This is a genomic window from Micromonospora sp. NPDC005203, from assembly GCF_042872705.1.
Lineage (GTDB): Bacteria > Actinomycetota > Actinomycetes > Mycobacteriales > Micromonosporaceae > Micromonospora.
The window spans coordinates 1-19,010 of the sequence record NZ_JBIAKV010000022.1; the positions used below are offsets into that span (position 1 = coordinate 1).

Genomic DNA, 19,010 nt, shown 5'->3' on the forward strand with positions numbered 1-19,010 from the left:
CCCCGGCCGGCGCCGGGCGCCCCCCCCCCCCCCGGCCCCCCGGCGCGCCCCCCCCGGGGGGGGGGGGGGGGGGGGTGGGGGGGGGGGGGGGGGCCGCGCCCCCCCCCCCCCCCGACTTCTTGGAAAGCGTGTGGATCAGGGAGTGATGACGAACTGCGAGCCCGGCTGGATGACTATGTTGCCGTCGGCCGAGTTGGTGATTGTCACGTTGGTCAGGTTGGCGTTGCCGCGTGCGCCGCTCATCGCGAGGATGCCGGCGCCGTTGACGGACCTGTCGATCCGCACATTGGTGATGGCGAGGTTCGGTATGTTGCCGCCACCGTTCTTGAACTGGATGCCGTCGAACGTGGAGTCGATGATGTCGGTGTCCCGGATGGTGACCCCGACGATGTCCCGGGTGGCCGGGAAGATCGTGATGGCACCGAACTCCTGGTCCTCGTTCCAGAACGCGCCGCCGGTGCGGTAGAGCCCGTTGTTGGCGATCAGCGTCGTGCCGGAGAACGGCAGCGGGTCGTGGTCGGTCGCCAGCATGATGCCCGGGTAGTTCGCGGTGTCGTAGATCAGGTTGTTCTCGATCGAGTTGTCGTAGCCGCCGTAGATGGCGATGCCGTTGGCCCGCCAGGGCAACTGGATGGTGTTGTTGACGAAGTGGTTGTCGTGCGCGATGTCGACGTTGCGGTCCTTGACGTACGGGTTGGCCCAGACGGCGAGCGCGTCGTCGCCGGTGGTCCGGAAGGACGAGTTGAACACCCGCGAGTTACGCGTGCCGTTGCTGAAGTTGATGCCGTCGGCGTACGTGTTGCGGATCCGCATGCCAGTGAACTCCAGCCCGTCGGCCGGCCCCCACAGGTCGGGGATGTTGTCGTAGTCGCGACCCACCCAGACACCCACGTTGGCGTGCTCGATCCACACGTTGCTGATCTTCGTGCCGGTGCCGAAGCGACCGTTCAGACCGACGCCGCCCTCGGCGTTGCCGTCACCGCCCCGGATCCGGCCTGAGCCGAAGATGGCGATGTCGGAGATCTGGGTGTTCTTGTCGATGTCGAAGCCGAAGTTGCCCTCGTGCGGGTGGTTGATGCCGCCCACCACGTTCTGCGGCTCGGTGAGCGTGTAGAGCTGGGAGTGCCACATTCCGGCGCCCCGGATGGTGACGTTGCTGATGCCGACCTGGTTGTGCATGCCCCGGTTCAGCGGGTCGTCGGTCAGGATCTTCTGCTCCTGCCGCCACTGCCCGGCCGGGATCCAGACACAGCCGATGACACCGTTCTGGTCGTCGGTCACCGCCCGCTGGATGGCGGCGGTGTCGTCGAGCCCGTCGTTGGGGACCGCACCGTACGAGGTGATCGAGGTGCAGCCGGCCGGTTGGCTCGCCGCCGGGGCGACCTGCTCCAGGTCGACCGTGTCGATGACGTAGAAGGAGGCGGTGTCACCCGAGTCGCGCTGCAACTTGAAGCGGGTGCCGGCCGGGTACGACTGCGACAGCAGGGCGTTCGACTCGTCGAAGAGCCGACGGGCGTCGGCCTGCGGGGTGTTGGTGAGCGCCTCCGGCCCGTCGGTGTTGCCATAGAGCCAGCTGTGCTTCGACGACAGGGTCAGCTTGCGGGAGAAGACGTCGTTGACGTACAGGCTGATGGTCGCCTCGATGCCCCCGCCACCGGGCGCGTCCGGGATGGAGTTACGCACCACGATGGAGTTGGCCTGGTTGGCCGAGGTGAACTCGACGAACTGGCCGGTGCCGGTGAGCCGTACCGACTTGCGGCCGGAGGACTCGCTGGCGAAGTTGGTGTGCCCGAAGGTGCGCAGCGCGTCGGTCTCCAGCAGCGTGCCCTGGTAACGGCCGGCCTCCGCCTCGTAGGAGACATACGGGACGGCAGCCCCGCGCCCGACCACTATCGACTGACTGAATGCGTTGTTGGTCTCGTTGGTCTCGGCGACCGCGTTCGTGGCGTCGGCGGTGGCGGTGATGGTGGCGCCGCCGCTGGTGGCGGTCCAGCTACCGCTGATGGCCACGGTGACCGTCGCGCCGGCCGCGATCGAGGCGGTGTTGGTGGTGAGCGTGGTGCTGCCCGCCACCAGCCGGGTGACGGTGGTCGCGCCGGTCGCGGTGGTACCCCGGTTGCGCACCGTCACGGTGAAGGTGACGGACGCCCCGACGGCCGGGTTCGGCGGGTTCGAGGCGATGCTGAGCACCTGGAGATCCGGCCCGGGGGCCTGTGCCACCACCAGCGGCGACGCCGCCGTGAAGCTGTTGTTGCCGTTGTTCTGCTCGACGATCGTGTTCGTCGGGTCGACCACCGCGGTGACGGCGTAGCTGCCCATGGGGCGGGTGCCCGCGTTTGCCGACACGGTGGTCGAGGCACCCGCGGCGAGCGCGCCCACCGTGGCACTGCCGACGACCGCGCCGGCCAGACTGAAGTTGACGGTGGTGGCGCCGGCGGACGCCGACCCGATGTTCTGCACCACGGCCGACAGCGTGACCGGGCTGACCTCGCTGGGCGACGTGGGTGACCAGGTCACCGAGCTGACCACCAGGTCCGGGTTGGGCGCCGGGGTGCCGCACACCTCGAACTCGGCGACCTGGCCGGACGGGGCACCGGTGTTGCCGGTGAACCGCAACTGCACGTCCGCCGTGGTGGCGCTGACCGGGATGGTCACCGCGTTGGTGCCCTGCACGAACTGGTAGGCCGCCGCCGACACCAGACTGGTGTACGCCGACGACGCCTGGTCGCGGCCGAGGACCTGGACGGTCTGGGTACGGGTGCCCCACGACGAGTCCGGGTTGAGCTTCACGGTGACGCCGGAGATCGAGTGGTTGGCGCCGAGCGCCACGGTCAGGTTCTGCGGGTAGCTCGCCGCGCCCTCCCAGTAGGTGCCGAGCTGCCCGTCGTTCGCCTTGTCCGGGGTGAAGCTGAAGGTGGAGCCACTCGCCGTCATGGCCTTGCCCGCAGCCACGTTTGTGCAGGCGGGCGGGTTGCTGCCAGTCCGGGTGACGGTGTTGCTGTTGCCGGACAGGTTGCCGGCGCCGTCCCGGGCGCGGACGTGGTAGGACACCGTCGCCGTCGCCGGTTGGGTGTCCTGATAGGTGAGGACCGTGCCCAGCGTGGCGATCAGGCTGCCGCCCCGGTAGACGTTGTAGCCGGCCAGCCCGCTGCCACCGGAGTCGGTGGAGGCCCCCCAGGTGAGCGTGATCGTGCTGCCCGACGTGCTCTGCGACAGCGTCCCCGGGGTGCTCGGCGCGGTGGTGTCACCACTGCCGGTCCGGGTCACCGTGTTGCTGTTGCCGGAGAGGTTGCCCGCGGCGTCGCGCGCCCGGACGTAGTAGGACACGGTCGCCGTCGCCGGCTGGGTGTCGTTGAACGTGGTGACGTTGCCGACGGACTGGAGGAACGCGCCGTTGCGGTAGACGTCGTAGCCGGCGATGCCGCTGCCGCCCGCGTTGTCGGTGGAGGCCACCCAGTTGAGGCTGATGGTCGTGCCCGACTGGGTGTACGAGAGGTTGCCCGGCACGCTCGGCGCGGTGGTGTCCGGGGTGGTGCCGCCGCTGCCGTACACCTCCAGCTCGGAGAGCTGCCCGGCCGGCCAGCCGCTGTTGGCGGTGATGGTGATCCGGACGTAGCGGGTGGCGGTCTGGCTGACGTTGATCGTGACCGTGTTGCCGCTCGCCGGGTTGAAGGTGTACGTCTGCGACCCGACCAGGGTGCTGAACGACGAACCGTTGGTGCTGCCCTGCACGCTCAACGTCTGCGTCCGGGTCCCCCACCCGGAGGTTGGCAGCTTCAGCACGACCTGGTTGACGGACTGCGATGAGCCGAGATCGACCTGCACCCACTGCGGGAACGAGTTGTTGACGCTCTCCCAGTAGCTGCCCGCGTTGCCGTCGACGACCTTCGACGAGTCGTAGACGTCGGCGTGGCCACTGGACTGGGTGGGACGACCCTGGGCGAGGTTGGTGGCCGCCGCGGCGAAACCGCTGCTCGGTGCCGGCTCGGCGGAGCGGGCGGCGGCCGGGTTCGCGACGGCTGTCGCTCCGACCGTGGCGATCAGCGCGGCGGCGGCCGTGGCCGCCACCATCCTGAACAGATTCGTTCGTCTCATCACTGTCCTTGTCGTCGGGGGACGGTTGCCCCGGTGGCGGGACCACCGGGCGGGGGGGTGCGGCGGTGCGGCGCCGGCCGACGCGCGAGGGCCGGTGTCGAGAGCGACGGAGGTCCGGGCGGCGCGGGGGCGCCGCTCGTCCTGGAAACACCAGATGGGTACGACTATCAACGGGCCTCCCCAGGAGGCCCGTTGAATCTTCCGAGAGGGTGCACAGAACAGTGCACTTGTTTGTCAAAATCTTGCGTTACTTTGGCCAAAGGTTACTGACGTGCTACGGGAGCGTCAACACTTCGACCACCATGACTATTGACGGACTTGTCTGCCCTGGCAGCCGCCACCAGGGCAGACCTGCCCGGAATTTCGGGGAGGGGCCACCTCCCGACGACTGGAGGCGACACCTTCCCCGAACTTGCGCGGATCTTGCGTCAGGTCGTGCGAGAACGATCAGGCATCTGGTGCCCTCAGCACGAAGGTCTCCAGCAGCTCCCCGCCGTACCAGTCGCTGCGCTGGCCCACCTGGGTCATGCCCAGCCGCCGCGCCACCGCCATCGACGGCTCGTTGCCCGACGACACGACGGCGTAGATCTCCCGGGTACCGGCGGCGAACTCCCGGGCTACCGCCGCGCGGGCCGCCTCGGTGGCGTAGCCGTGCCCCCACGCGTCCGGGTGCAGGTGCCAGCCCACCTCGATGTCGTCGGTCCGCACCGCCGCATCCCGGCCCGGCAGCGGCTTGAGTAGCGCCGTGCCGACCACCTGTCCCGTCTCGCGTACCTCGATCGCCCAGGTGCCGTACCGGCCGCCGTCGGCGGCGTGCCGCTCCTGCCAGCTCCGCAGTCGCTCGGCGGCCTGGGCCGGGTTGGTCATCGGCAGACCTGGCGCCACGCCCAGATACCGGCTGATCTCGGGACGTGAGTAGATGTCGTAGATCCGGGCCAGATCGGCCGGATCGTCGGTCCAATCGCGCAGGATCAGGCGTTCGGTGGTGAGAACAGTCATGACCGGCGATCTTAAGGAGTGACGGCCCCGACGACAGGGAAGGAGGACCCGATGGGCAACGGATGGCAGCGCACGAAACGGATCACCAGTGCCGCGTTCCGTCCGGTACGCGGACGGGACCTGTCGCTGCACGCCGCCGCGATCACCTTCTACGGGGCGATCGCCGTGGTGCCGGTCGCCCTACTGGCGATCTGGCTCACCGCACTGGTGGCCGGGGCCGATCGGGTACGCCGGCTCACCTCGTACGCCGTGGAAGCCCTGCCCACCGCGATCGGCGCACCGCGGGCGGTGGACGCGCTCGTCAACGCCGGGGTGGAACTGACCCCGCTGCTGGCACTGGCCTCCCTCCTGCCCGCGTCCCTCTACGGCGAGGGTCTGCGCCGGGCGTTCGTCTCGGTCGCCGCACCCCGCTCCGACGAGCACCTGATCGGCTGGCGAGGCCGGCTGCTGCTGCTGCCCCTGCTCGCACCGGCCCCCGCCCTGCTGCTGTCGATCCTGTTGGCGCTCCCGCTCACCACCCGACTCGTCCGCCAGGGCGGCTGGCTCGGCGTACTCGGCATCGTGCTGTCGTTCCTCGCGGTCTGGCTGGTGCTCACGCCCGTGCTGGTGTGGGTGTTCCGGGTCGTCGGGCCGGCGTCACCGGACTGGCTCTCCACCCTCGGCGTCGGGTCGTTCACCGCGGCGAACCTCTCCGGCTTCCTGCACGGCTTCGTGCTCTTCGCCTCGCTCCCGCTGGACCTGGGCGTGCCGTTCGGCGGCTTCGACGACATCGGCGCCGGGGTGGCCGTACTCCTCTGGCTCTACCTGTTCCACGTGATCGTCCTGGCCGGCTACTCCGCCACCCTGGCCATGTCCCGATGGCGAGCCCACCGGGTCGACGGCGCGGACTAGGCTGCCGCGGCATGAGCAGTGAGATTCCCGCCCGCGCCGATGTCGTGATCGTCGGTGCCGGGCACAACGGTCTGGTCTCCGCCGTGCTGCTGGCCCGCGCCGGCCTGGACGTCCTGGTGCTGGAGGCCGCCGACGTGATCGGCGGCGCGGCCCGCACCGAAGCCCCGTTCCCGAAGGTGCCGGGGCTGCGGCACTCCACCGGCTCGTACCTGCTCGGGCTGATGCCCCCGGAACTGCTCGCCACGCTCGACGTACGGATCCCGGTGCTGCGCCGCGACCCGCACTACTTCCTGCCCACACCGGGCGGCCTCGGTTCGCCGTACCTCCTCTTCGGCAGTGACACCGCCGCCACCCGGGCGCAGCTCGCGGAGTTCTTCTCCCCCGCCGACGTGGCCGCCGACGACGCCATGCAGGCCGAGCTGGCGGCGCTGCGCGAGGACCTCGCCCCGGCCTGGCTGGCGGAGCCGCTGGCCGCCGAGGAGACCGCCGAGCGGTACGTCCGCCCGGCGCTGCGGCAGGTCTTCGTCGACCTCGTGCGGGGCTCGGTCGCCGACTACCTGGCCCGGTTCGAGTTCCGCTCCGAGTTGCTGGTCAGCATGTACGCGGTCACCGACGGCCTGTCCGGGCTCAACGCCGGCCCGGACGACCCCGGGACGGGTCACAACTTCCTCGTGCACAACATGTGCAGACTGCCCGGCTCCGGCGGCACCTGGATGATCGCCGAGGGCGGGATGGGCACGGTCTCCCGGACGTTCGCCGAGGCCGCCCGCGCCGCCGGGGCGACCATCCTGACCGGTACGCCGGTGCACGCGGTGACCCTGGACGGCGGCGCGGCCAACGGAGTCGTGCTGGCCGACGGCCGGCAGGTCGCAGCGAGGGTGGTGCTCGGCGCGTGCGACCCGTACCGGCTGATGGACCTGTTGCCCGACGGCGCGCTCCCGGCGCCGCTCGGCCAACGGATGGCGGCGGTCCGCCGTCCCGGCACCACCCTCAAGCTCAACCTGGCGCTCAGCGGGCTGCCGCGGTTCTCCTGCCTGCCGGACGGTACGCCGAGCCCGTTCGGCTCGACCATCCACCTGCTGCCCGGGTCCGCGTCGCTGGTCGGCGGGGACGCCACCTCGCCGATGACCGCGCTGCGCGACATGTGGGCGGACGTGCGGGCCGGGCGGCTGCCGGCGGAGCCCACGATCGAGTGGTACCTGCACACCACCGTCGACCCGTCGCTCTCCGACGCCGCCGGGCACCACTCGTCGGCGCTGTTCGTCCAGTCGGTCCCGTACGAGTTGGCCGGCACCACCTGGGACGCAGAACTGCCCGGCTACGTCGACCGGTTGATCGAGATCGTCGAACGGTACGCGCCCGGCACCGGTGACCTGATCGCCGACGCGGTGCCGCTGCCCCCGCCCGGCATCGAGGCGCACTTCGGCATCACCGGCGGGCACATCCACCACGTCGACAACACCGTCTCGTTCACCGACCGGATGCCCTACGCCACCGGCATCGACGGCGTGTACGCCGGCAGCGCCGGCTGCCACCCGGCCGGCAGCGTGATCGGCGCCGCCGGGCACAACGCCGCCCGCCGGATCCTCAAAGACCTAGGCCGCTGACCCCTCCTCGGCCGCGCCGGCGGACGGCCGGAGGTCGCCCGGACCCCCGATCAGGTAGAAGCCGACCAGCAGGAGGTACGCGCAGAGGCTGAGGATCGGGTTGACGAAGACGACCGCGAAGGCGACCAGGTAGAGCAGCGGCTTCAGCCGTATCCGGCGTGCGATCGCCTGGGCCAGCCGAGGATCCAGGTCGGGGTGGAGCAGTTCCCGGCGACGGGCCCACCACCAGGTCAGATTGACGAAGACCGCCTCGCCGAGCACGGTGCCGACGTAGAGCGCGGCGGTCAGTCGCTGCTCGGTCGCACTGCCGCGCAGGTTGTCCGACAGCAGGTCGGCGGTGAACGGGATCGTGGCGATGAAGAGCAGCACGAACAGATTGAGCACCAGCAGCATCTGGTCGACCCGGGCCACGTACCGCCACAGGTTGTGGTGGGCGAGCCAGACCTGCCCGGCGATCGCGAAGGTGATGACGTAGGCCAGGTAGGACGGCCAGGCGTGGGCCAGGGCGTCGGGAAGCTCCCGCCCGCTCTCCCGCGCCGGCCCGCTCTGCAGCAGCTCGACGGCCATCACGGTCAGTACGACACCGAAGACTCCGTCGCTGAACGTCTCCGCCCGGGCGGCGTCCCGGGTCTTCTCCCGGCCGCGCCCGTACCGGAACTCGTACTCCTGCGCGTCCGCCCCCGCCACGCCCGCCCCACTCTCGGCGGGTGCCGGTCCCGTCCGGGCACCCTCCCGCGATCTTGCACTTACTGTCGCCGTTCTGAGGTGATTGTCCTGCTTTGCCGGGACCGAAAGTGCAAGATCGCGGAGGAGGGCGGGTCAGATCGCGGCTTCGCCAGCGGGGGCTGGGGTTTCCGCGTCCACGCGGTGGGCTCGCACCTTGTGGCCCACGCTCGTCAGGCAGCGGCCGCTGGGCAGGTCGAACTTCCAGCCGTGCAGCTGGCAGGTGAGCTGGTCACCCTCGACGATGCCGAACCGGGTCAGGTCCGCCTTCAGGTGCGGGCAGCGCCGCTGCACCACCCAGCCGCCAAGCGTGATGTCCTCGGCGTCGGTGCTGCGCTCGTGCTCGTCGTACCAGCCCTCGGCGTACTGGAGTCGCTCCTCGGAGAGGCACTTGAAGAACGCGTAGACGAACTCGTTGTACTGGCCGATCCGGGCCGCCGAGAACCGGCAGGACAGGAAGAGCGAGTTGACCCAGTCCACCTCGTCGATGAAGAGCAGGTGCTCGATCAGCGACCGCTCGGTCCGGAACCGGTAGCGGACCTTCTCGTCCGCGTACGGCCGGACCTCCTTGCCGGGGAAGTCCACCACTATCGACTCGACACTCGCGCCGTCATACCCCACCAGATCGAAGCGGACCGGACCGCCCACGCCCTTGGCCAGGTAGATCGACTCGTCGAGCAGCGGCTCGATCCGACGCTTCATCTCGCCCAGCACGTCCACCTCGGGGTGCCGCCAGGACGCCTTCTCCGCCTCGATGATCGGGCGCTTGCGCTCCCGCATCTCCTCCAAGTGGGCGACCTTGTTCGCGAAGAACTCCTCGACCGGCACCGGGTGGGTGGTGCTCGCGCCCTCGGTGGTGACCTCGGCGACGCTGCCCGGCAGCAGCACGATCCCGTTGGTGCCACCGACCTTGGCGTACTCCGAGAGGAAGACCGACTGGTCGGGGAAGATGTTGCCCTCGTCGCCGTGGATGTCGTTGAACTGCCACAGGGCGTCGTCGAGGAAACACGGCGGGCCGGCGATCGGGAAGACGTGGTCGGCCTTCAGGTCGTCGATGTAGCGCCAGGTCCGGTCGAACTGCCGGTCCCGCTTCTGCTTGCCGAACGCGGTCTTCGCCGCCTGCGGCAACTCGTAGACCATCGGGTACCAGATCGCGCCGGAGAACTGGAGCAGGTGCGCGTGCACGTGCCCCAGCTCGGCGAAGACGCTCAGGTCGGTGGGGCGGGCGTCGTTCTGGTTGAGCAGCCGCACCCCGTCGTACTCGACCCAGAGCGAGGAGTCACCGATCGGCCCGTCGGTCGGGCTGGTCAACGCCTGAATCATGATCTTCAGGCCGCCGGGCAGCTCCACCACCTGCTCGTTGGGCGTCCTCAGGAACTTCGTGAAGCCCAGCGCCCGGAACTCGTCCTCCATCTCCGAGGTCGGGAACTCGGGGAGCAGGACCGTAGCGTCCTTCGAGACGAAATCTCGCAGGTGCTTCGCGTCGAAGTGGTCCCGGTGCAGGTGGGAGACGTACAGGTAGTCGACCTGGCCCAGGCTGCCCCAGTCGAGCAGGGAATTGTCCGGGAACGGGAACCACGACGCGAAGTAGGCCGGGTTGACCCACGGGTCGCACAGGATGCTGCCCGCGGCCGTGTCGATCCGCATGCTGGCGTGCCCGGTTCCGGTCACTCGCACCGCACAGTCCCCCTCAAACAGACAATCAGGTGTACGCCAAACGCTACCGGAGCGGGTCGGACCGCCGCCCCGCGACGCCGGTAGTGCCGTTCGACCAGCCGGGCAGGGCTCAGACGACCGGCGCTGCCCCCGTCCGGGCGCCGTCGACGCCGTCCCGCACCGCCGTGCCGGCGCGGGGCCGCACACCACCCGCTCAGGAGCGGGGGGATCTTCTGGTCGGACCCTGCGCCGGGGCCGGTACGAGGCGTGCCAGACTAACCAAAGATCCGATCGCGAGGGAAGGACCGACAGTGGCAGGAAGCGAGCCGGTAACGTCGCCAGACCAGCACAAGCCCGGGCACCGCAAGGCCGGGCAGATCGGCGCCGTGCTCTCCGCACTGGCGCTGCTGGCGATGATCTGCGGCAACCACGAGGGCAAGGTCGAGGACATCTGGCTGATCGGCCTGGCCGCGCTGCTGCTGATCATCGTGATCGGCGACGTCGTGCTGCGGCGCAACGGTCTGCGCTCCTGACCCGACCCGCACCGGACGACAACGCCGAGGGCCCGCCCCCACCCGGGGGACGGGCCCTCGTCCGTACGCGTCGGGGTCAGCGCCCGAAGAGGATGTCCTGTACGTCCTTGAGCGCCGCGTCGACCTCGGCCTCGAAGTAGCCACCGGGCACCAGCCCGAACCGGAGCGTGTCCAGGTCCTTCGGGTCGACAGGCATCGGGTTGCGACGCTGCATGCCGCCGAGCAGGGTCTCGAAGAACCGGTCCACCTGGTCCGGGTCGTACCCGCTGCCGAACCGGCGCACCTGGAAGCTCCGGCGGATCTGGTCGACCCGGTAGAGATCGCTGCCGGGCGGGCCAGCCATCGGCGGGCCGACCATCGGCGGACCGGCCACGGCGGGCGGACCGGCCATCGGAGGCCCACCTATGCCCTGCTGGGCCAGCGGAGGCGGACCGCCGGGGCCCCGGCGCATGTCGCGCAGGTCCCGCTCCGGCATCCGGATCTCCGCGGTCATGTCGGTACGCCCGTGCCGCCCGGCCTCGAAGCCGTCGAAGCGCGGCTCCTCCGGGGGATAGCCGCCCGGCGAACGCTTGTCGTCCGGACCGTAGCCGCCGGGAGAGCGGTGATCGTCCGGGCCGTAACCACCGGGCGCGCGGTGATCGTCCGGGCCGTACCCACCGGGCGCGCGCTGGTCGTCGGGGGGGCCGTAACCGCCGGGAGCGCGCTGGTCGTCCGGGCCGTAACCACCGGGCGCGCGCTGGTCGTCGGGGGGGCCGTAACCACTGGGGCCGGCGGGCAGGCCGCGCGGCGGAGAACCGTGGCCCGCCATCGGGCCGGGACCCATCGCAGCGCCGGGACCCATCGGGCCGCCAGGTCCCATCGGGCCGGGGCCGGCCGGGCCGCGCGGCGCGTCGTAGCCGCCCCGGGGAGCGTCGTACCCACCGGCGAAGGCGCCGGTCGGCTCGTCGTAGCGGCCGTAGCGATCGGCGGGCGGACCGGCCTGCGCGGGCATCGGCCGGGGCGGCATCGGCTGCGGGACCATGCCGCGGTCATCGCGCATCGGTGGCCCCATGCGGTCCGGTGGACCCATCCGGTCACCCATTCGGGGGTCGCCACCGCGACCGGCGCTGGTGCGCTCCTCAAGCTCGGCCAACTGCCGCTCGACCCGGTCCAGGTGCAGGTCGACCTGCCACTCGTCGTAGCCGTTGAAGCGGACCCGGAAGACGACGTCGTGGACCTCCTGGGAGGCCACCGGCGCGCCGACCTGGCGGCCGTCGAGCGTCGCCTCGACCCGGTCGAGGAAGGCATCCACCTCGTCGACCTTGTATCCCCGGCGGAGCGCCTTGCGCCGGAAACGCTGACCCTGACTCGCCACTATGTCTCCTGGTCTCGTTCGCTACGCCCGGTCACGCCGGTGCCTCTCCGGCGCGGTCGGTGAAGGTGTCGTTGTCCTCGGCGGCGGCGAGTTGACCACACGCGCCGTCGATCTCGCGACCTCGGGTGTCCCGTACGGTGGTGGACACCCCGGCATCGCGCAACCGCCGGACGAACTCCCGCTCAACCGGCTTCGGGCTCGCGTCCCAGCGGCTGCCCGGCGTCGGATTGAGTGGAATGAGGTTCACGTGGGTCAATTTGCCGGCCAGCAGCCGCCCGAGGAGGTCGGCTCGCCACGGCTGGTCGTTCACGTCCCTGATCATCGCGTACTCGATCGACACGCGACGGCCCGTCCGGGCGGCGTAGTCCCACGCCGCGTCCAGCACCTCGGCTACCTTCCAGCGCTGGTTCACCGGCACGAGTTCGTCGCGCAGATCATCATCGGGCGCGTGCAACGACAGCGCAAGGGTCACTGAGAGGTCTTCGCTGGCCAGTCGGCGGATGGCCGGAACCAGGCCGACCGTGGAAACGGTGATGTGCCGCTGGGACAGGCCGAGCCCCTCCGGAGCTGGGCTGACCAGGCGGCGGATCGCCCCGATGACCCGGTTGTAGTTGGCCAGCGGCTCGCCCATGCCCATGAAGACGACACGCGACAGCCGCGGCGGGGAGCCGACCACCGCGCCGGAGGCCGCCACGCCGGCCATGTACACGGCCTGGTCGACGATCTCGGCGGTGGACAGGTTGCGGGTCAGCCCGGCCTGGCCGGTCGCGCAGAAGGGGCAGGCCATCCCGCAGCCCGCCTGGCTGGAGATGCAGACGGTCACCCGGTCCGGATAACCCATCAGCACGCTCTCCACCAGAGCGCCGTCGTGCAGCCGCCAGAGCGCCTTACGGGTCGCGCCGTCGTCACAGGCCAGCTCGCGCACCGGGGTGAGCAGGGTGGGCATGAGCTGCTCGGACAGCCGCTCCCGGGTCGCCGCGGGCAGGTCGGTCATGGCCTGCGGGTCGCGGACCAGCCGCCCGAAGTAGTGATTCGAGATTTGCTTGGCGCGGAACGCGGGCTCGCCCAGCTCGGTGACCAGCGCCTGGCGGCCGGCCAGGTCCAGGTCGGCGAGGTGCTTCGGCGGCATGGAGGCCCGGCGCGCGGCGCGGGCGTCCGAGATGGCGGGGATCAACGGCAGGCTCGTCATGGCTGGTCCAGTGTGTCACGCCCTCGGCGGCAGGTGCCGGTCCGGAGGTGTCGAACGGGCCGCCACCACCGGAGCCGGATGACCAGGACGCCGTGATTCATACCTCAGTTCACCACCGGCACGAAGATCGCCAGGAGCAGGTACGCGGTCGGCACCGCGAACAGGATCGAGTCCAGTCGGTCCATCAGCCCGCCGTGGCCGGGCAGCAGGTTGCTCATGTCCTTGACGCCGAGATCCCGCTTGATCATCGACTCGGCCAGGTCGCCGAGGACCGCCGCACAGGAGATGGCCACCCCGAACAGGGCACCCCACCAGGGCTCCAGGTCGAACATCAGCCACAGCAGCAGCGCGCTGCCCACGGCCGCGGCGGTGACCGAACCGGCGAAACCCTCCCAGGACTTCTTCGGGCTGATCGACGGCGCCATCGGGTGGCGACCGAACGAGACGCCGGCCGCGTACCCGCCGGTGTCGGAGAGGACCACCGCGATCAGGGTGGCCAGGATCCGCATCCAACCGTCGTCGGGCGCCGCCGCGAGCAGCGCCGCGAAACCGGCGAGGAACGGCACGTAGACGGCGATCAGGGTGGCCGCGGTGACATCCCGCTGAAAGCCGGCCGGACCGTCACCCAGTCGCCAGATCATGGTGCCGAGCACGGTGACCAGCAGTCCGAGACTGAGCGCGTCCGGACCGGCGAACCAGGCCAGACCCACAGTCAGCACCCCGCCGGCGATCAACGGCACCAGCGGCGGGTGCGCGCCACTGCGGCGGACCGCCCGGGCCATCTCCCAGCTGCCGACGGCGACGGCGGCGGCGATCACCGGCAGGAACGCCAACGGGTAGAAGATCAGCGGCACCACGATCAGCGCGCCGAGACCGAGCCCCACGCCGATCGCCGCCGGCAGGTTGCGCCCGGCCCGCCCGTTGCCCACCTGCTGGGTGGCCGGTCGGTCGACGCTGGCCCGGCGTCGGCCCTTCGGCCGTCGGCCACCCGGCGGATCGGGCTCGGTCGCCGGCGGCAGGTCCGGTGCCACCTCGGCCCCGATGGGCGCGAGCTGCGCGGTCGGGAAACCGGCGTCGTCGTCGTAACGGACCGGCCCGTCGAACGGCTGCGGGCCGCCGTACCGGCCGGGCTCGTCGAACCGGCCGGGCTCGTCGCGCCGCTCCGGGTCACCCGGGCGGGCCGGGGCGCCGTCCGGGCCGGCCGGCGGACGATCGCCGTACCGGCCGGCGCGACCCCGGTCGTCGTACCTGTCGGGTTGGTTCCGGTCGTCGTCGTACCGGTCGCGGCCGTCGAAACGGTCGCGCCGGTCGCGGTCGTCGAAACGGTCGTCCGGGCGGACCGCGCGGCCACGCTCGTCGTACGGGTCCGTCGGGTGCGGGTCGGCGGGTGGCCGGGTGCGCGGGTCGGCGTACAGCTCAGGACCGGCGGTGGGTCGGCGTTGCCACTGGCCGGCGTCCAGGTCCTGCTCGGGCCAGGGCAGTGCCACTGGGTGCTCCGGGCGGTCCCAGCCGCGAGGCTCGCTACCGTAGGGGTCGGGGTGGGACATCACGCACCGCGACGGGGCGCGAGAACCACCACATGACGCAAGACCACAAGCATCCCCTACACGTGCGATGTTCCTCCGATTGACCGCCCCGACGGTCGGTCGATCCCCGGTGTTCACCGCCCGGTGGCCGGGAATCCTGCCGAGCCTACTGCACCCGCCGGACCGGCACGGCGGACGAGGCACGGCGACGGGCGTCGCCCCCGGCCGGCAGGTAGTCGCGGACCGAAACGCACCCATCCGGTACGCAGATTTGCAGCCATCGATCCGACTCGTTCGCTGCACGATCAGGAACTGAGCCCGGCCCGCCGGACGTGGTCCGCTGGGGCCGCGCCGGTCTCCGCCGACGTGACCACGGGGAAAGGGCACGCACATGTACAAGATCAGTCTGGCCGTGCTGGCGGCCGCGGCAATCGTCCTCGGAGCAGGGGCACCAGCCGCCGCCACCACCGCACCGACCAGGATCACCATCGATCGGCACGCCAGCGAGTTGTTCCCGTTCGAGCCGCCCGTCGGTGAGCCGGGGGTGACGTACCCGGCGACCGCCGTCACCGCGACCGCCCGGCACTGCCCGGCCGGCATCGTCCTCATGTCGGCCTCGCTGGTGCAGGACGGCCTGCCGACCCTCTGGGCCACCGGCGGCCACGGTGCCGGCGAGATCCTCTGCGACGGTGGCACGGTCGAGCTCGCGATGGCCTTCGCCCGGATCACCCCGGCACTGCACCCCGGTCGCGCCACCGCCCACTTCTCGCTGCGCGACGCGACCACCAACGAGGAGTTCGCCGAGGGCACCAGGACCGTCTGGATCCCCTGCTGAGATACGACACGAGGCCCGTTCCCGATGTCGGGAACGGGCCTCGAAGCATGGTTCAGACCTCGAGCAGCTCGACTTCCTTGTGCTTCACCAGGTCGTCGATGGTGGCCACGTAGCGCTGGGTCAGGTCGTCGAGTTCCTTCTCGGCGCGGCGACCGTCGTCCTCGCCGGCCTCGCCGTCCTTGACTATCCGGTCCAGCTCCTCCTTGCCACGGCGGCGGACGTTGCGGATGGCCACCTTGGCCTCCTCGCCCTTGTTCTTGGCCACCTTGATCATGTCGCGGCGACGCTCCTCGGTCATCTGCGGGAGCAGGATGCGCAACTGGTTGCCCTCGTTGTTCGGGTTCACCCCGAGGTCCGAGTCGCGGATCGCCTTCTCCATCGCATTGATCTGCGAGTTGTCGTACGGCTTGATGATGGCCATCCGCGGCTCGGGCACCGCGATCGACGCCATCTGGGTCAGCGGCGTGGGCGTGCCGTAGTAGTCGATGATGACCTTGGAGAACATGGCGGCGTTGGCGCGACCGGTACGGATGGCGCCGAACTCCTCCTTGGCGTGCTCAACCGCACGATCCATCTTTTCCTCGGCCTCGAGGAGGGTGTCGTCGATCACCGGTCTCCTCGCCTCCTTCTGTGCTCGTGGTGGGCTCTGCTGAAAGTCCTCAGGACCGTCGCTGCCGTCGCCGTGGGCGGGGCTCAGGCGGTGATCAGGGTGCCGATCTTGTCGCCACCCACCGCGCGGATGATGGTGTCGTCACCCTGCGCGCCGAACACCAGCATCGGCAGGCCGTTCTCCATGCAGAGGCTGAACGCCGCCGCGTCGGCCACCCGCAGGTTGCGGCGCAGCGCCTCGGAGAAGGTGATCGAGTCGAGCTTGCTGGCGGTGGGATCGATCCGCGGGTCGGCGGTGTAGACGCCGTCCACGCCGTTCTTGCTCATCAGCACCACATCGGCCCGAATCTCCAGAGCACGCTGGGCGGCCACCGTGTCGGTGGAGAAGTACGGCATGCCCGCGCCCGCGCCGAAGATGACCACACGGCCCTTCTCCAGGTGCCGGATCGCCCGCAACGGGATGTACGGTTCGGCGACCTGGGCCATGGTGATGGCGCTCTGCACCCGGGTCTCGATGCCCTCCTTCTCCAGGAAGTCCTGGAGGGCGAGGCAGTTCATCACGGTGCCGAGCATGCCCATGTAGTCGGCGCGGGCCCGGTCCATCCCACGCTTCTGCAGCTCCGCGCCCCGGAAGAAGTTGCCGCCGCCGACCACCACGGAGACCTGCACGCCGCGGCGGACCACGGTGGCGATCTGCCGGGCGATCGCCTGGACGACATCCGGGTCGACGCCGATCGCGCCGCCACCGAACACCTCACCGGAGAGCTTCAGCACCACTCGGCGGGCGCGCCCCGGCGGCGGCGCCGTCGGATCGTCCAGCTCCAGCGTCCGGTCACTCACAACCTGCGTCATCCGCCCCGCCCTTCCCCACGCGCACGCCCCAAGCGGCGCGTACCGCGAACCTGCCGCTGCCGACCCTATGTGACGAGGAGGCCGCGGTGCCTGTCACGTACACCGGCGGCCTCCTCGTTGACGTCTTCTGCCCACGGGTGCAGGTGGCACCCGGTGGCGGCTCAGGCCTGGCCGACCTCGAACCGCACGAAGCGGGTGACCTCGATGCCGGCCTCGGCCAGCAGCTGCTTCACCGACTTCTTGTTGTCGGCGACGGACGCCTGCTCGATCAGGACGTAGTCCTTGAAGAAGGAGTTCACCCGACCCTCGATGATCTTCGGCAGGGCCGCCTCGGGCTTGTTCTCCTCGCGGGCGGTCTGCTCGGCGATGCGCCGCTCGGACTCGACGACCTCGGCCGGAACCTCGTCCCGGGTGAGGTACTTCGGCCGCATCGCGGCGATCTGCATGGCCACACCACGGGCGTCGGCGTCGCCCGCCTCGTCGCTCTTGCCGGTGTACGACACCAGCACACCAACGGCCGGCGGCAGGTCCTGGGCCTTGCGGTGCAGGTAGACGGCGGTGGTGCCCTCGACCCGGGCGAACCGGTTGAGCACCAGCTTCTCGCCGATCTTGGCGGACTGCTCCTGGATCAGGTCCGCGACGACCTTGCCGTCGAGCTCGGTGGCGAGCAGCTCCTCGGCGGTGTTCACGCCGGCGCGCTCGCCGTGCTCGACAAGCTGCTGGGCCAGCGCGATGAACGACTCGGTCTTGGCGACGAAGTCGGTCTCGCAGTTGAGCTCGAGCAGCGCCTTGCCGGAGTGGGCGACCAGGCCGTTGGCGGCCGTACGGCCGGCCCGCTTGCCGACGTCCTTGGCGCCCTTGACGCGCAGGATCTCGACGGCCTTGTCGAAGTCGCCCTCGGCCTCGGTCAGCGCCTTCTTGCTGTCCATCATGCCGGCGCCGGTGAGGTCGCGGAGCTTCTTGACGTCCGCGGCGGTGATTTGGGACATGGCTCTCTCTTCGGTGTTGAGACGGCGTGTGGATGGTCAGAGGTGCCGGTTACCCGGATCCGGGCAGATCGTGCCCGGCGTACCGCCGCTGCCCGCCGTCTGCGAAAACGGACGGGCAGCGGCGATGCGATCACTCCGCGGTGGCGGCCGCCCGCTGCTCGGTGGCGGCAGCGGCGGGCTGCTCGGCCGGCGTGCCGGCGGGCTGCTCGGCCGGGGCGGCGGCGGGCTGCTCGGTCGCCGGGGCGGCGGGCTGCTCGGCGGCGGCAGCGGCCGGCTGCTCGGCCGGGGCGGCCGACTCGTCGGCCTTCTTCGGCTCCAGCAGCTCGCGCTCCCACTCGGTCAGCGGCTCGTCGCTCGCGACACCCTCGGGCTTCTCGTCGTTGCCCCGGCGACGGCCGGAACGCGCGATCAGACCATCCGCGACGGCGGCGGCCACGACCTTGGTCAGCAGCTCGGCCGAGCGGATCGCGTCGTCGTTGCCCGGGATCGGGAAGTCGACCTCGTCCGGGTCACAGTTGGTGTCCAGCACCGCGATCACCGGGATGCCCAGCTTGCGGGCCTCGTCGACGGCGATGTGCTCCTTCTTGGTGTCGACGATCCACACCGCGGCGGGAAGCTTCTGCATGTCCCGCAGACCACCGAGGGTGCGGGTCAGCTTGATCTTCTCGCGGGAGAGCTGCAGGGTCTCCTTCTTGGTGTAACCGGCAGCGGTGCCGCTGAGGTCACCCAGGCCCTCCAGCTCCTTCATCCGCTGGAGCCGCTTGTACACCGTCTGGAAGTTGGTCAGCATGCCACCGAGCCAGCGGTGGTTGACGTACGGCTGGCCGACCCGGGTCGCCTGATCGGCAATCGCCTCCTGGGCCTGCTTCTTGGTGCCGACGAACAGGATGCTGCCACCCTCGGCGACGGTCCCACGCACGAACTCGTACGCCTTCTCGATGTACTCGAGGGTCTGGCGCAGGTCGATGATGTAGATGCCGTTGCGCTCGGTCATGATGAAGCGCTTCATCTTCGGGTTCCAGCGCCGGGTCTGGTGCCCGAAGTGGACACCGCTCTCCAGCAGCTGGCGCATGGTCACAACGGCCATGGTTGGGGTACTCCTCAAGATCCCTGGTTGTCACGCCCGGCCGGTGGCCGGGCGTCCTGGCGCCT

General features: G+C 70.5%; 15 protein-coding genes. 4 read left to right on the forward strand and 11 right to left on the reverse strand.

The annotated features are described in order from the left end of the window. Nucleotides 1–135: 135 nt before the first annotated feature. Nucleotides 136–4,095, reverse strand: a complete 3,960-nt coding sequence (locus ACFYPM_RS30420; protein ID WP_387204279.1) for a CARDB domain-containing protein — start codon at nucleotides 4,093–4,095, stop codon at nucleotides 136–138. Nucleotides 4,096–4,542: 447 nt separating this feature from the next. After that, nucleotides 4,543–5,094: a GNAT family N-acetyltransferase gene (locus ACFYPM_RS30425; protein WP_387204282.1), complete on the reverse strand. Its 552-nt coding sequence runs from the start codon at nucleotides 5,092–5,094 to the stop codon at nucleotides 4,543–4,545. Nucleotides 5,095–5,145: 51 nt separating this feature from the next. Between ACFYPM_RS30425 and ACFYPM_RS30430 the strand changes: the two genes are divergently transcribed. Further along, on the forward strand, nucleotides 5,146–5,985 hold the full coding sequence (locus tag ACFYPM_RS30430; protein ID WP_387204284.1) for a YhjD/YihY/BrkB family envelope integrity protein: 840 nt from the start codon (nucleotides 5,146–5,148) through the stop codon (nucleotides 5,983–5,985). Between the two features lie 11 nt (nucleotides 5,986–5,996). Continuing rightward, nucleotides 5,997–7,592, forward strand: a complete 1,596-nt coding sequence (locus tag ACFYPM_RS30435; RefSeq protein ID WP_387204288.1) for a phytoene desaturase family protein — start codon at nucleotides 5,997–5,999, stop codon at nucleotides 7,590–7,592. Here the strand turns inward: ACFYPM_RS30435 and ACFYPM_RS30440 are convergent. Both ACFYPM_RS30440 and ACFYPM_RS30445 read right to left on the reverse strand, forming a co-directional pair. Then, a complete protein-coding gene (locus tag ACFYPM_RS30440; RefSeq protein WP_387204290.1) occupies nucleotides 7,581–8,279 on the reverse strand; it encodes a TMEM175 family protein in 699 nt (232 codons plus the stop codon). The two genes, ACFYPM_RS30435 and ACFYPM_RS30440, sit on opposite strands and share 12 nt — an antisense overlap. A 132-nt stretch (nucleotides 8,280–8,411) precedes the next feature. Beyond that, the gene (locus ACFYPM_RS30445; RefSeq protein ID WP_387204293.1) at nucleotides 8,412–9,992 is read right to left on the reverse strand and encodes a Rieske 2Fe-2S domain-containing protein; all 1,581 of its coding nucleotides are present in this window, start codon (nucleotides 9,990–9,992) and stop codon (nucleotides 8,412–8,414) included. 290 nt (nucleotides 9,993–10,282) lie between these two features. On the opposite strand from ACFYPM_RS30445, the gene ACFYPM_RS30450 reads away from it, so the two are divergent. Further along, nucleotides 10,283–10,504, forward strand: coding sequence for a DUF2631 domain-containing protein (locus ACFYPM_RS30450; RefSeq protein WP_272616168.1), 222 nt, complete (start codon nucleotides 10,283–10,285; stop codon nucleotides 10,502–10,504). Nucleotides 10,505–10,580: 76 nt separating this feature from the next. Here the strand turns inward: ACFYPM_RS30450 and ACFYPM_RS30455 are convergent, their stop codons facing one another. The 3 genes from ACFYPM_RS30455 to ACFYPM_RS30465 form a co-directional block, all read right to left on the reverse strand. Then, the gene (locus ACFYPM_RS30455) at nucleotides 10,581–11,858 is read right to left on the reverse strand and encodes a DivIVA domain-containing protein (RefSeq protein WP_387204296.1); all 1,278 of its coding nucleotides are present in this window, start codon (nucleotides 11,856–11,858) and stop codon (nucleotides 10,581–10,583) included. 31 nt (nucleotides 11,859–11,889) lie between these two features. After that, nucleotides 11,890–13,047, reverse strand: a complete 1,158-nt coding sequence (rlmN, locus tag ACFYPM_RS30460) for a 23S rRNA (adenine(2503)-C(2))-methyltransferase RlmN (RefSeq protein ID WP_387204299.1) — start codon at nucleotides 13,045–13,047, stop codon at nucleotides 11,890–11,892. 104 nt (nucleotides 13,048–13,151) lie between these two features. After that, nucleotides 13,152–14,594 (reverse strand): phosphatidate cytidylyltransferase, encoded by a 1,443-nt coding sequence (locus ACFYPM_RS30465; RefSeq protein WP_387204302.1) that lies wholly within the window; start codon nucleotides 14,592–14,594, stop codon nucleotides 13,152–13,154. Nucleotides 14,595–14,964: 370 nt separating this feature from the next. Here ACFYPM_RS30465 and ACFYPM_RS30470 point away from each other — a divergent pair, with 370 nt between their 5' ends. Beyond that, nucleotides 14,965–15,408 carry a hypothetical protein gene (locus ACFYPM_RS30470; protein ID WP_357375617.1) on the forward strand — a complete coding sequence of 148 codons (444 nt, stop codon included), beginning with the start codon at nucleotides 14,965–14,967 and terminating at the stop codon, nucleotides 15,406–15,408. Between the two features lie 52 nt (nucleotides 15,409–15,460). On the opposite strand, the gene frr is transcribed toward ACFYPM_RS30470, so the two are convergent. The 4 genes from frr to rpsB form a co-directional block, all read right to left on the reverse strand. Beyond that, nucleotides 15,461–16,018 (reverse strand): ribosome recycling factor, encoded by a 558-nt coding sequence (frr, locus tag ACFYPM_RS30475; RefSeq protein ID WP_387204305.1) that lies wholly within the window; start codon nucleotides 16,016–16,018, stop codon nucleotides 15,461–15,463. 83 nt (nucleotides 16,019–16,101) lie between these two features. Beyond that, a complete protein-coding gene (pyrH, locus tag ACFYPM_RS30480; protein ID WP_030487501.1) occupies nucleotides 16,102–16,869 on the reverse strand; it encodes a UMP kinase in 768 nt (255 codons plus the stop codon). A gap of 161 nt (nucleotides 16,870–17,030) precedes the next feature. After that, a complete protein-coding gene (gene tsf, locus ACFYPM_RS30485) occupies nucleotides 17,031–17,858 on the reverse strand; it encodes a translation elongation factor Ts (protein WP_357250343.1) in 828 nt (275 codons plus the stop codon). Between the two features lie 130 nt (nucleotides 17,859–17,988). Continuing rightward, nucleotides 17,989–18,945, reverse strand: coding sequence for a 30S ribosomal protein S2 (rpsB, locus tag ACFYPM_RS30490; RefSeq protein WP_387204309.1), 957 nt, complete (start codon nucleotides 18,943–18,945; stop codon nucleotides 17,989–17,991). Between the last annotated feature and the right edge of the window lie 65 nt (nucleotides 18,946–19,010).